General features: G+C 37.8%; 16 protein-coding genes. 1 reads left to right on the top strand and 15 read right to left on the bottom strand.

What is annotated here, in order from left to right:
* Nucleotides 1-221: 221 nt before the first annotated feature.
* Entirely contained in the window at nt 222-863 is a 642-nt protein-coding gene (gene pdxH / locus OLW01_RS04505; RefSeq protein ID WP_268075536.1) for a pyridoxamine 5'-phosphate oxidase, read from the bottom strand.
* Nucleotides 864-976: 113 nt separating this feature from the next.
* Here pdxH and OLW01_RS04500 point away from each other — a divergent pair, with 113 nt between their 5' ends.
* Nucleotides 977-1,303, top strand: a complete 327-nt coding sequence (locus OLW01_RS04500; RefSeq protein ID WP_268075535.1) for a DUF6170 family protein — start codon at nt 977-979, stop codon at nt 1,301-1,303.
* A 17-nt stretch (nt 1,304-1,320) separates the two neighbouring features.
* Here the strand turns inward: OLW01_RS04500 and OLW01_RS04495 are convergent, their stop codons facing one another.
* From OLW01_RS04495 to OLW01_RS04430, 14 genes are all read right to left on the bottom strand, one after another.
* Nucleotides 1,321-2,601, bottom strand: coding sequence for an ATP-binding protein (locus tag OLW01_RS04495; protein WP_268075534.1), 1,281 nt, complete (start codon nt 2,599-2,601; stop codon nt 1,321-1,323).
* Complete coding sequence (locus OLW01_RS04490) at nt 2,598-3,311, bottom strand: response regulator (protein ID WP_268075533.1); 714 nt, start codon at nt 3,309-3,311, stop codon at nt 2,598-2,600. Before OLW01_RS04490 ends, OLW01_RS04495 begins: the two co-directional genes overlap by 4 nt.
* Entirely contained in the window at nt 3,312-3,719 is a 408-nt protein-coding gene (locus OLW01_RS04485) for a DUF3019 domain-containing protein (RefSeq protein ID WP_268075532.1), read from the bottom strand.
* Nucleotides 3,709-4,653, bottom strand: a complete 945-nt coding sequence (locus tag OLW01_RS04480) for a MipA/OmpV family protein (protein WP_268075531.1) — start codon at nt 4,651-4,653, stop codon at nt 3,709-3,711. The genes OLW01_RS04485 and OLW01_RS04480 overlap by 11 nt, the downstream gene beginning before the upstream one ends.
* Before the next feature lie 145 nt (nt 4,654-4,798).
* Complete coding sequence (locus tag OLW01_RS04475) at nt 4,799-5,128, bottom strand: DUF1904 family protein (protein WP_268075530.1); 330 nt, start codon at nt 5,126-5,128, stop codon at nt 4,799-4,801.
* A gap of 105 nt (nt 5,129-5,233) precedes the next feature.
* On the bottom strand, nt 5,234-5,878 hold the full coding sequence (adk, locus tag OLW01_RS04470) for an adenylate kinase (protein ID WP_268075529.1): 645 nt from the start codon (nt 5,876-5,878) through the stop codon (nt 5,234-5,236).
* 227 nt (nt 5,879-6,105) lie between these two features.
* Nucleotides 6,106-6,351, bottom strand: a complete 246-nt coding sequence (locus OLW01_RS04465) for a hypothetical protein (RefSeq protein WP_268075528.1) — start codon at nt 6,349-6,351, stop codon at nt 6,106-6,108.
* 96 nt (nt 6,352-6,447) lie between these two features.
* Entirely contained in the window at nt 6,448-8,367 is a 1,920-nt protein-coding gene (gene htpG, locus OLW01_RS04460; RefSeq protein WP_268075527.1) for a molecular chaperone HtpG, read from the bottom strand.
* Between the two features lie 205 nt (nt 8,368-8,572).
* On the bottom strand, nt 8,573-9,175 hold the full coding sequence (gene recR / locus OLW01_RS04455; protein WP_268075526.1) for a recombination mediator RecR: 603 nt from the start codon (nt 9,173-9,175) through the stop codon (nt 8,573-8,575).
* Nucleotides 9,176-9,294: 119 nt separating this feature from the next.
* Nucleotides 9,295-9,630 carry a YbaB/EbfC family nucleoid-associated protein gene (locus OLW01_RS04450; RefSeq protein ID WP_268075525.1) on the bottom strand — a complete coding sequence of 112 codons (336 nt, stop codon included), beginning with the start codon at nt 9,628-9,630 and terminating at the stop codon, nt 9,295-9,297.
* Nucleotides 9,631-9,664: 34 nt separating this feature from the next.
* Nucleotides 9,665-12,235 carry a DNA polymerase III subunit gamma/tau gene (gene dnaX, locus OLW01_RS04445; RefSeq protein WP_268075524.1) on the bottom strand — a complete coding sequence of 857 codons (2,571 nt, stop codon included), beginning with the start codon at nt 12,233-12,235 and terminating at the stop codon, nt 9,665-9,667.
* A 9-nt stretch (nt 12,236-12,244) separates the two neighbouring features.
* Entirely contained in the window at nt 12,245-12,793 is a 549-nt protein-coding gene (gene apt, locus OLW01_RS04440; RefSeq protein ID WP_268075523.1) for an adenine phosphoribosyltransferase, read from the bottom strand.
* A 105-nt stretch (nt 12,794-12,898) separates the two neighbouring features.
* Nucleotides 12,899-13,264: a response regulator gene (locus tag OLW01_RS04435; RefSeq protein ID WP_268075522.1), complete on the bottom strand. Its 366-nt coding sequence runs from the start codon at nt 13,262-13,264 to the stop codon at nt 12,899-12,901.
* Between the two features lie 105 nt (nt 13,265-13,369).
* On the bottom strand, nt 13,370-13,498 hold the full coding sequence (locus OLW01_RS04430; RefSeq protein ID WP_268075521.1) for a hypothetical protein: 129 nt from the start codon (nt 13,496-13,498) through the stop codon (nt 13,370-13,372).
* Nucleotides 13,499-13,702: the final 204 nt, after the last annotated feature.

The raw sequence follows: 13,702 nt of genomic DNA, 5'->3' as shown, positions 1-13,702 counted from the left end.
TTATTCTCTGCTTCTACTGATTTGTAGGTCTATTGTTGACTGATCAGACCACAAAATACAAGTGTTAATTAAATATCGTTTTTAGGAGGCGGAAAAATAGCACAAAATACCACCAACTGAAACATTTATTATACAAACCACCCACAAAAAATTATTCTAACGCTTATTTTTTTAAACTTATATTGTCGTCACAAACGTGCATAAAAACGCAAAAATCGGTTTTATGGTTGTAAACGCTGTATCTCCCACTGTCCATTTTTTTTAATGTAGTTAAATCTATCATGTAGCCTATGCTCGCCACCTTGCCAAAACTCAACTTGGTTAATTTTAATTTTAAAACCACCCCAATGGGCTGGTCTTGGTACATTACCGCCTTGATATTTTGCTAGCAATTGATGATAAAGTTGCTCAAGCTTCGCTCGTGAATCAATCGGCTGGCTTTGAGCAGATACCGCCGCTGCGACTTGACTGGTTAAGGGGCGAGATGCAAAATATTGATCGTTTTCAGCTTCTGTAAGCGACTCCACGTGCCCTGAAAAAATAACTTGTCGCTCGGCAACTAACCACGGAAAAATAGCACTCACTTTTGGGTTATTAGCTAAATCTTGGCCTTTTTTACTTTGCTTGTTGGTGTAAAAAACAAGCCCGTCTTGATCGACTGACTTCATTAATACGGTTCGCTGAGAAGGTAAGCCCGTAGAATCAACGGTGGCCAGTATCATAGCTGTTGGATCTTTAACGGCTTCAATTTTCATCACTTGCTCAAGCCATTGCTCAAACAATTCGAATGGCGTTTGAGTTAACTGCTCTTCTGTTAGATGGCTTAAGTCGTACTCTCTTCTTACCTGATAAAAAATAGACATTTAAAAGTTCTCTGTATTCGTTTTAACTCAGAATTTGAATGTAGGAAATGATTTTTACTCATTCAATAAAATGTTAATATTAGCACTTAACCGTACCCAATTTTAGAGTAGCTATGGCATTTTATTTTAAATCATCTCAAATTCCAGACCTTAAGTCTTACAGTTTTACCCAAAGAGCTCAAATTATAAAATTGGCTCAAGCGCATTTCACCGTGCCAGATAAATTTATTTTAAATATTTCCAAACTTGTGGTGTTATCTCCTATTTTTGTCATGGTGGCACAATTTGAAGCTTGGTGGATGTTATTTCCTATGCTTGTTGTTGGGCTATGTTACCCAATCATTACCAACCCAATTCAATTAAATTTAGCTAAAAAATATTTACCTCAAGCGCTTAAAAATTATAAAGTACAAACCGAGGCAGACTTAGAGGAAACATAAAAAGTGAAAGTTTTAGCTCAGTGTTGTTTCATTTCAGAGCTTGGGCTTTCAATGCTTGGCAAGCAAATCGCAAACTTAGCTCCGCCCATCAAAGAGCGAGATAAGTAACAATTGCCTTGGTGCCAATGACAAATTTTTTGTACAATCGCTAACCCTAGACCAAAGCCGGCGCTATTTTTATTGCGGCTGGAGTCAAGCCTTGAAAATGGCTTAAATACGGTTTGATAATCTTTAGGTTCAATGCCTTCACCATCATCTTCAACAATAATATATAACTGATTTTTCCTACAAAACACATTGAGCAAAACTTTGGATTGGCTATAACGACAGGCATTCGATAGTAAATTTAATAAACAGCGTTCAATTAAATAGCCATCGCACAACCAATTTATTTCTCCTTTGATTTGAACTTGAATCTGCTTATCTGTCTGTAATGCTAATTTATTGGCTTGATGGCTGATCAGTTGGTTGAATAGCACATAATCTAAATTTAATTTTTGAGTTTGACTGTCCAATCTAGCGTAGCTAAGCAATTCATCAATCAGTTTTTCTAATTCATTTATATCTTCACGTACATCTGGTAATTGCTCTAAGGTATCTTTAGGTAGCAAACCAAAAGAAAACTTAATTCTGGATAAGGGTGTTCTAAGATCATGGCTAACCGCATTAACTAATTGTCTTTGTTCTTCAATCAATTGGCTAATTTGTTCAGCCATCGCTTGAAAACTACTAGCTAATGGATAAATACTAGATGATTTTTTAACTCCAGTTTGGTGTTTAAATAAGCCTCTAGCATAATATTGACTCGTGCTTTGCAATGAGCGTAAATCTCGCCACAGTGGCCATGTCCAAGCCGCAATAAATACAGCCAATACTAAATAACTAATAGACCGCAAAATAAAACGTAATTGATCAGTATGGTTGCCTTGAGCAATTGGGCCAATTTCAATTATTTTGGCTTGAGCTGGCCAGTATTGATAAATAGTGCGAAACTCATTTTGATCATAGCTATTAATCGCAATGCCTTGCTTTAACTGCTGAATTTGGGCGTCTGGCCATGCCAAATCCTGTTCAGATATAATGTTAACTGGGCTATTAAAAATTTGTTCGAATTGCTCAACGAGCGATCGTGGAGAACGAAACTGAGATAAACTTAAAGGTATAAGTTGCATAGCTTGCGCTAAAGGGTCAGCTTGCTTCTCTTGGTTAAGCGTGCGCCACAAAGCTTCGCTTCCCCAGCCAATTGCAAATAACCCTAGCAACACTAGTGCATACAAGCTAACAAATAATCGCGTCATAGTAATTGGTTTAAATTTTTATCCCAGGCCGCTGGACTAAAAACATAGCCTTTGCCCCAAACCGTTACAATTCGATATGGTTTTTTTAAATTATCATTCAACTTTTTACGCAACCTTGATACCCGGACATCGACACTTCGATCTAAACCGTCATATTCGCGTCCTATCATTTGCTGATGGACATATTCTCGGCTTTGAACTTCACCGGCATGGCTTGCTAACAACCATAATAATTCAAATTCATGAGTAGTTAGCTCTATCTCCTCGCCGGCTAAAGTGACAATTCGGGAGTGTTTTTCGATTTCAAGCTCACCGAAAATAAGCTTTTGCTCACCGTGAGGCTGCGTAAATTGACCGCGCCGAAACGCATTATGAATACGCGCTAATAAAACATGCGGCTCTATCGGCTTAATAATATAATCGTCCGCGCCCATCTCTAGGCCACTAACATGATCAAAATCGCTGTCTTTGGCTGTTAAAAATAACACTGGGTTTGTGTATTGCTGGCGAATTGCACGACAAATCGAAAAGCCATCCATTTTAGGTAAATTAATATCTAACAACACTAAATCTGGCTGGGCATGTAAAATAAAATTAACGGCTTTGTCACCTTCACTAATATGGCTCACTTGATAACCGTTTTGTACTAAAAACTTTTCAATTAAACTGGCTAATCTGTCATCATCTTCAATTAAGGCTATATGTTGCATTTAGAATAAACTCCACTGAGAATGTAAACGACGACGATATTTTGCAGGCTGATGCGCCTGCAATTGAATAGATTGTTTAGCCAACACTTGTTCTTGCTCGTTAATTAAATAAAAATCAGTCGACTGACTAAGTGTTAATTGTATTTGATATTCCGCTGACATTTTTTTAGCCCAACACTTGAGCTGTCGCTTTTCTTGCCATAAACAAACCGCCATAGGTTGAGACAGTCGCCACTTAAATTTAGCAGTGAATTGACACGAGTCACCTAACTGATTAACCAAACAACGGTTAGGCTTAACGTTAAATTCAAAATCTGTATTCGCCCAGCTCCCCTTAGACAAAAAGAGTGAATAAAAAAAAGCAAAAATTAAGCAGCAAGATAACGCCCCTTGCGGCTTAAAATGCATAGTTGAGCCCCACAAACCAAGTTATCCTTTGTTTCTTTTTTACAATTGGACTATTTTGAAGCTCATTATCTAGCAATTGGTATTTAAATAAACTGACTAATCGCCAAGTTTGATTAATTTGATAACTGGGCGACACTTTAATATATGGGTTAAGTGCAGAGTTGGTTTGATAAAAATAAGTTGGATCGACTGTATCTCGCTGATCAACACCATAATAATATTGGCTTAACTGCTGGTTCAACCAGTCGACTCCTAATGACCAATTTATTTGCCAACGGTTCTGAAAATAATGCTGAGCACTATAAGCCAAGTTTATATTTTCACCGTAATGCACTTGGCTTGCATCGGTTAATAACCGCAATCTAATTTGACTAAAATCAGTCAAAAACCAATCTAGCTGTATACCAGCGTCTAACGACCATTGGCGATTTTCTAGCTGTTGAAAACTCAATTTACGTGGACTAGAGATAGCGTTATTCTCAGGTTGAAGATAATCGTTCCCAAAATCTCCTGAAGCATTTTTTTGCACGCTGTTTACATCATTTGCAAAAGATGTCACTAAAATATTGGATGGATGCCAGTCAACAAAGTGAACAACTTCTTCGTTTAAACGAGTAATCGCACTCACGGCATAATCAGCATGACTTATTAAGGTATAGCCTAAATCGCCATTTTCAAAAAATAGATTTTCACCATAATAATAAACTGATGGCAATATTAATAATGGGAAATCATCGCCTTTGACTAAAGGGTTGTTTTTAAAACCATAACCAAAAGCCACTGAAAAGTGCCACTTTCCAATCTGGGTATAATTATGGTTTGATGCTTGTGAAGAAGCTGATTTAACATTCAGAACAGCTCTATCATCATCCGCGTTCACATTAGCAGTAATGAATAAGAGAACAGATAATAATAACCACACACTTTTTTTCACAGCAAAACCAGAAGAGATAATCAATTATTAATAATTTATCACTTTAGTTGCAGATTACTAGCGCACATTACAAATGATTACAATTAGATGATGCATGAAACACAAGCCCAACGTCAGCATGCTAAAACCCTTATTCATCAGCTAACTAAAAATGAGCGCCATTGATATAGTATTGCTTTTGCGCGAGAACACAAAAAGCAACTTGGATATTAGTTTCACTATAATAGGGTAACAAAGCGTTGGTAATGGCTTTTGCGCACTGATTTTGGACATGTAAGCCTCGATCAAACCAAATCACTTCGACTTGAGGGTTACCTTCACAACGCTGTCCTGCCCGATAAAACTGGCCTTGGACAACTTGCAGTGTAAATTCGTCTGTTTGAGTTTGAGTGAGCTGTGCAAGCTCAGGAATAAGTTTTTCACTTAACGTTTCCGCGACCGCTTCAGAAACCGCATAGAGCCTTAAGTGTGGCATAAAATCTCCTCTTTAAAACAAAAAAGCCCATAGTGTAGCACTATGAGCTTTAAAGATAGATAATTTAAGCTAAATAAGCCAGCACTAATTATATCAGATAAATCATTAGCCTAATAAAGATTGTAACTTTTGGCTAATCTCTTCAACGGGTTTAGTACCATCTAATTTATGATATTTTGTTTTACCCTGTTCAGCTAAATCTTGGTAATAAGCAACCAAAGGTTCAGTTTGTTCATGATAAATGTTTAAGCGCTTTTTAACAGTTTGAGCTTCATCATCTGCACGGATAATTAAATCTTCACCTGTTTTATCATCTTTACCTTCCACTTTTGGTGGATTATAAACAATGTGATAAACACGGCCTGAAGCAGGATGAACACGACGCCCACTCATTCGCTCAACAATAACACTATCTGGCACATCGAACTCAAGCACATAATCAATATCAATATTGCTTTCTAACATAGCGTCAGCTTGTGGAATAGTTCTTGGGAAACCATCTAATAAAAAGCCGTTTTCACAATCGGGTTGTGCAATACGCTCTTTAACTAATCCAATAATGATTTCATCTGAAACTAATTGACCTGCGTCAATAACTTTTTTTGCTTCCAATCCAAGTGGTGTGCCCGCTTTAATAGCTGCACGTAACATATCACCAGTTGAAATTTGTGGAATGCCAAACTCTTGCATTAAGTACTGCGCTTGAGTTCCTTTGCCGGCACCTGGCGCACCTAATAAGATGATTCGCATAACGACCTCTAAATTGCTAAAAATAAACTGCGCGAACAATACACAAAAGTACCTAAATATACAAGCTCAAATAAACGTTCGCACCGCTAAAGCGCTTACTATTACGGCATTAAATGAACTTTTATAATTTTTTATACACATTTTATAATATTAAAAACAAGCCTTGTAATATTTCACTTTGTTAACAATCAATAATGCCGTTTGGTGGCACTTTGTCTATCTTTTTCTTAATTATTTGTTTTATGTGCAAGCTGATATAAGCGTTCAAGTTCGGCTGGTAATGTATTATCAGGCATTTGGGTATTAGCCCTTTTATACCAATATTTTGCATTGCCGATGTCACCTTCCACTCGATGTAAATAACCATGGATTAAACACGATAATGAATCAGAACCATCTTGAATTAAATCGTGCGACTGCTCCCATTTGTCCTGTTTAGCTAAATCTAATGCTTTTATATGAACCAGACTCACTTTAATCTCCTTAAATTTGCTTTGAACATAAACGTAAAAACGCGGCAGGTAATTAACCTGCCGCGTTTAAAATTGTCATATCGCTTAAATAATGGATTAAGACACTTTCACCAACAATTTATTTAAACGAGTTACAAAGTCTGCTGGGTTATCTAGTGAACCACGTTCAGCTAAAGTAGCTTGGTCTAATAATACTTCAACCCACTCTTTAAACGCAGCTTCATCAGATTCATCCGCGACACGTTTTACTAATGCATGCTCAGGGTTTACCTCAAATATATACTTGGTTTCAGGTAATGGCTGCCCTGCAGCTTCTAATAGTTTAAGCATTTGGGTATTCATGTCATGTTCATCCGTGGTAATAACCGCTGGTGAATCTGTCAATTTATGCGTTACTTTAACTTCTTTTACTTTATCGCCTAATGCAGCTTTAGCGCGCTCGACAAAGCTTTGAAATTCTTTTTCAGCTTCTTCATGTGCTTTTTTAGTTTCTTCATCGTCCATTTCCGATAAATCAGTATTGGCTTTAGCGACATGTTGGAACTGTTTTTCACTATATTCAGTTAAGTGACTCATCATCCATTCGTCAACACGCTCAGACATTAATAACACTTCAATGCCTTTTTTGCGGAACACTTCTAAATGCGGGCTGTTTTTAGCTGCCGAGAAAGTATCTGCCGTAATATAATAAATTTTCTCTTGACCTTCTTTCATGCGGCCAATGTAATCATCTAATGATACATTTTGCTCAGCGGTGTCAGCGTGAGTAGAAGCAAAACGATATAATTTTGCAATTTTTTCTTTATTAGAAAAATCTTCAGCTGGACCTTCTTTTAATACGTTACCGAACTCTTTCCAGAAAATGGCGTAATCTTCTGGGCTATTATCAGCCATTCGAGTTAGGGTTTGTAAAACACGTTTTACATTACCGTTTCGAATCGCTTGCGTCGCTTTATTATCTTGTAAGATTTCACGAGATACATTTAATGGTAAATCATTTGAGTCAACCAAACCTTTCACAAAGCGCAAGTAGCTAGGTAAGAATTTTTCAGCTTCATCCATAATAAAAACACGCTGCACATATAATTTAATGCCGTGTTTTACATCGCGGTTCCATAAATCAAATGGAGCTCGTTTTGGAATATATAATAAGCTGGTGTATTCAGTTTTACCTTCAACTTTATTGTGAACCCATTTAAGCGGTTCATCAAAATCATGCGCTACAGATTTATAAAACTCTTTGTATTCCTCATCTGAGATATCAGATTTATCACGAGTCCACAATGCTGTACCTTTATTAATGGCTTCCCAACCACCTTCTGTAGCAGGGATATTATCGCCATCTTCAACTTCCTGTTCTGGTGTACCTTCTTTATACATTTCAACCGGAATGCCAATGTGGTCAGAGTAACGGGTAATAATTGAACGAACTTTCCACTCGTCTAAAAACTCTTTTTCTTCTTCTTTAAGATGAAGAATAACGTCAGTACCCCGTTCTGCTTTTTCGATATCAGCAATTGAAAACTCACCTTCGCCAGCAGATTGCCATTGAACACCACGATCGGTACTTAAACCAGCTGCTCGTGTTCGTACCGTTACATTATCAGCAACGATAAATGATGAGTAAAAACCAACACCAAATTGACCGATTAATTGTGAATCTTTAGCTTGGTCACCCGTTAAGTTACCAAAAAATTCTTTGGTACCCGATTTTGCGATCGTGCCTAAATGCTCAATCACATCATCGCGAGTCATCCCTATACCGTTGTCACTAATTGTAATAGTATTAGCTTCTTTATCGACCGAAACTCGCACTCGAACTTCGCCATCGTTTTCAAATAAAGCGCTGTTTTCAAGTGCCTTAAATCTTAATTTATCAGCCGCGTCAGATGCGTTTGAAATAAGCTCGCGTAAAAAAATCTCTTTATTTGAATAAAGAGAATGGATCATCAGTTGTAATAACTGTTTTACTTCGGTTTGAAAACCATGCGTTTCTTTATGTGCAACTTCACTCATTGAATAAGTCTCCGCTCTATTCGATTAAATTGGATTTAGATAATTACAAAAATTATGCGATAAATAAGGTTTCGCAATTTAAATTGCTAGTGTAACCAAAGTGGGGGTAAGAGCGGCTTTTTCAAGGGATTTATAAAAAATATTAGCATTTTTGAACCGATAACAAGATAGCGGCTTAGCCAGCTAACGTTAACAATGTAATGATTTAACTCATTGATTTTCGCCCACTGAATGCATGACCTAGTGTTTTACCATCGATTGCAGCCAACTCACCACCCGACGGTAAACCTTGCGCTAAACGAGTGATGGTTAAATCAAATTGCGCTGCCATTTCAGATATATAATAAGCAGTTGCTTCGCCTTCTACACTGGGTGACGTTGCCAAAATTAACTCGTTGATATCATCGGAAATCATCCGTTTTTCCAATAAATTTAACCCTAGTTCGTCAGGGCCAATACCATCAATGGGCGATAACAGCCCCATTAAAACAAAATAACGGCCTTTATAATGGGCGGTTTCTTCAATGGCTAAAACGTCCATTGGAGATGCCACAATGCACAATTGGCCACTGGCTTGTCGCATTTCAGAATTGCAAATATCACATACATCGTGTTCGGCAAAATTGCGACATTGCTGACAATGTTGAACCCCTAATAAAGCTGAGTCTATCGCTTTGGAAAGTCGCCGGGCTCCTTTTTGCTGCCGTTCCAATAATTGAAAGGCAATTCTCTGGGCTGATTTTGGGCCCACACCTGGTAATACTTTTAAGGATTCGATTAACTCTTCAATTAGCGGAGAAAACTTCATATAAACTCATTATGGTAGGGATTTAAATAAAAATGCAGTGCAAAACGCACTGCATTTATCCCCAACTTATGGACGGCTTATTGGTTCCATTAAGTTGGGTATCAGTTAAACGCAAATCATTAGAATGGCATTTTCATACCGGGTGGCAATTGCATACCGCCGGTCACTTCAGCCATTCGTTCTTGGTTTTGTTGCTCAACACGTCGCACTGCATCATTACAGGCCGCCGCAACTAAATCTTCAATCATCTCTTTATCTTCGGAAATTAATGAATCATCAATACTAACGCGACGCACACTATGGTTACCTAACATAGTAACTTTAACTAAACCGGCACCCGCTTCGCCAATGACTTCCATTTTTGCAATTTCTTCTTGGACTTTTTGCATACGCTCTTGCATTTGCTGAGCTTGCTTCATCATATTGCCAAGACCACCGCCACCTTTATTAAACATAATTTTTCACCTTCATTATTTAAAACTGAATCATTTACACAGGTTGAATTGAACCTGCAATAATTTGTCCGGAGAATTGAGTCAATAATGCTTGAACTTGACTATCTGAGTCAATCAATTCATTTGCATAGATTAAACGGCTATCCTCGATTGCTTGTTGAATTTGGTAAGGTGTTGTATCCACCGTTTCGCTAATTTCAACTTTTAATTCAATAGGCTGGTTTAATGCCTGGGCCAGCCTTTCTGATAAAATTTGACAATGATGTGCTTCATTTAGGTGCTGTTGCGTTGCGCTTAACCTTAAATGTACCACGCCATTGTTATATAGGTAAGTTGAATGTAGCGCGAGCTGACGCTGCAAGCCCGTTAAGTTAAGCTGCTCGACTAATCGCGCCCACTCATCAATTTCGTAGGCTTTACGGATACCTTGGTGCACTTTTTTATCAATATTTAATGCATGGAATTTTTCACTTTCATTACGCGCTGCCCGATCTTGCTGGGCTTGTTCATCGGTTGCCAACCATTCCACTTCATTATTTGGTACAGCAGAAGTGGGTTGGTAATTGGCTAATTCACTATTTTGCGACTCGCTCATATCCCAAGGCGGCATATCCGTTAGCACTCGATTAGAGGTTTCGGCAGCTTGTTTAGCGGACAATTCCGCTAATTGATTTATTTGATTAGGATCGTAGCCATCATTTTCGATAACTTGTTCAGCCTGCTGACGCTTATCTGATTTAGTCGCTTTGAGCGAACTTAGCATATCGGATATTTCCGAGCTAACCGGTTGATCCAGCGTGGCGCTCACTTTGTCGAAATTATCTTTTCGATTTTCGCCAGCCTCTATATTTGTAGAATCCGACCTACTATTTAACGCATTAGTTTGCGCGTAAGAAGCTATGTCATTTTGATAACTAAGATCCGTATCCATATTTTGAGGATAGCTATCATATTGTGGATAATCGCTAAATTCGTTGGAATTAGATTCTTCTTGCGAAACCGGTGAAAATTCGGCGGCCTCAGTGAGCGGCTCTGACTCATTTGCACATTTTGAAGGCGTTGCTTCACTTTGTATTTCGTTCGTGCTAGTCGATTCATCAGACATATTTGTAGAAACTGGCGCTAACGCAGCGTCTGACTTATTTACTTGCGATTGTGCTAAATCTAAAATTTGATCTTGTTGTGCATTTAACTGAGCCGTGGACGTCTCATCCTGTTCCTGTTCAATTAATTTGGTGTTTTGCCCAGCTTCACTTGAATTATTGATCAAGTCTGGCGAAGTGTCTGAATGATTATCCCGCTGAACAACAACTGGCTCTGAGTGAGTTTGCATCGGCTGATTGTCGAGTGATTCAACCTTAGTCTTTTCATCTACACTAATACCACCAGAATTAATACCATCTGAATTAATATCAGATCCTAGGCTTTGCGTAGCTTGGTGAGTGCTAGATTCAGTTACGTCCGACTCAGCGGACTTTGTTAGTTGCTTTTTTGCAGTAAATACCTCTTCACGATCAATACTCACCGGATTAAATGCAAATAACCGCATTAAGGTCATTTCTAACCCTGCTCGTGGGTGCGCAGCATAAGGTAAATCTCGCCGTCCACGCAAGCAAACCTGATAATATAGTTGCACTTGCTCACTTGGCCAGCTGTCAGCTGCTTGCGATAAAATATCTGCAAGCGCATCATTTAATTTTACATAGTCAGGTAAACTTTGAATTAACGCAATTTGGTGAAAAGCATTCATTAATTCAATCAGTACTTGTTCGCTATCAACCGCTGCTTGAGATAATTGCTCAACCGCATCCATGGCTGCAGAAAAATCATTTTTTAAAATAGCTGTCAATAGCTTTTCTGTATGCTGTTCATCAAGTAAACCCAGCATATTTCGAACATTTGCTTCAAACACTTGACCATTGCCTTGAGCAACAGCTTGATCAGTTAAACTCAAAGCATCTCGCATACTGCCATTAGCTGATTTAGCCAACTGCGCTAATGCGCTGTCTTCGTACTGAATTTGTTCTGCATTTAAAATTTGTGTAAGTTGCGTTTCAATTTGACTTAAGGTCATTGCTTTTAAGCTAAACTGCAAACAACGAGACAAAATAGTAACAGGCAATTTTTGTGGATCAGTCGTTGCCAGCAAAAATTTTATATGCGGAGGTGGCTCCTCTAGAGTTTTTAACAGAGCATTAAATGAATGACGAGATAACATATGAACTTCATCAATCAAATAAACTTTGTAGCGACCTTGGGTAGGCTTATACTGTACGTTGTCTAATATTTCTCGAGTATCTTCAACTTTAGTTCTTGAAGCTGCATCCACTTCAACTAAATCAACAAAGCGTCCTTCTTCAATAGCAACACAATGCTGACATTTACCACAGGGTTCAGCAGTAACACCATTTTCACAGTTTAGGCTTTTTGCAAAAATACGAGCAATTGTTGTTTTGCCTACACCTCGCGTACCCGTGAATAAATAAGCATGGTGAAGTCTGTCATTACTAAGTGCATTACTTAAGGCTGCCACTACATGAGCTTGTCCCATTAGCTGAGAAAACATTTGAGGGCGCCATTTACGTGCTAAAGCCTGATAACTCATCGGATTAATTTATTCTCCGTCAAAAGACACTAAACTATAAGATTGAATACCCAAATTATGTAATTTTTGCTCACCGCCTAAATCAGGCAAAGTAATCACAAAGGCCGCATGATCAACTTCTGCGCCTAGTTTTCTAATAAGCTTAGCCGTTGCTTCTATTGTGCCGCCTGTCGCCAATAAATCATCAACCATTAAAACTTTATCACTTTCGTTAAGTGAATCTTTATGAATATGTAATTCGTCTTGTCCGTATTCAAGCTGATAAGTTTGACTAATGGTTTCACGAGGCAGTTTATTTGGCTTTCGAGCTAACACAAAGCCTGTATTGAGAATATTGGCAACCGCAGCGCCAAAAATAAAGCCGCGAGCTTCGGTGCCCACTACTTTAGTAAACCCTTGATTGATAAATGGCTCTGCTAACGCAACAACAGCTTGCTTAAAGGCGTCACCATCTTCGACAAGACTCGTTACGTCTCGAAAAATAACGCCCGGTTTAGGGTAATCAGGAATGGATTTAATACTGTCTCTGATTTGAGCAAAATTAATACTGTCGGTCATGATATAAAGATCTTTAAATGAATATCGTTGCATTAAAACAAAATAAGCTAAAATTGCAACTTTAAAGCTTGTTTAACCATAAATTCATTAACTGACCGATACAGATTAAGCCGCTTCGGTATCACAACACTGCGAAATATGACAGTTTACTTTTTCGGCACTAACAGGTTTTTCAAACCATTTTATATCAAGCTGTTTTAATTTGAATTTAATCGCTTGAGAACTATCAGTTGTAAGCACCAAAATTTGACTTGGCTGATAAGCTAACTCAGCAAATAGATTTTCAACCAATTTAATGCCATCCATTAGTGGCATCTTGTAATCTGTAACAATAAAATCAAATGACTGACTTTGAGTCATCGATAGAGCAGCTAACCCGTTTTCAGCATAATGCACTTGATGTTCATCTGCTAACTGATTAACTAACTCAGCGCGTACGCTTGCGTTATCATCTACAACTAATATTTTCATTATTATGTCCCTACTCTATTCCAAAATAATAATTTGAATATTCTACTTTGGAAAAGTTTCAATTTTATGTGCCAAAATCATCCCCCTTTGGCACATTTAAAAATTTTAATCACTAAAGATTAAAATCCAAGCTAATACAGCTGGTAACAAAGGTAAAGCAATTGCGGCAATGGTAGCTATGTGCAAATGTTTTACACTGGAAGTATCGATTTCACCTGATTCATGATGACCCATAATGTCTCCTAAAAATATGGCTAAATAAAAACGCCGCTATATTAGACAATTGTCCGTTAAAAACCAAATTTATTTTGTATAAAATCTCAACTATGGGGGGTAAAGTATATTTATTGCTTAGCTTTCAAAATATATTAAAAACGATTCTTATATAAAAGTTGGATATCCGAAAATATAATTAGCTCAGCGTTTTGACAAAAAATC

The organism is Catenovulum adriaticum, assembly GCF_026725475.1.
Lineage (GTDB): Bacteria > Pseudomonadota > Gammaproteobacteria > Enterobacterales > Alteromonadaceae > Catenovulum > Catenovulum adriaticum.
The sequence above is the reverse complement of the archived record's forward strand: the minus strand, read 5'-3'. Positions and strand labels throughout refer to the sequence as shown.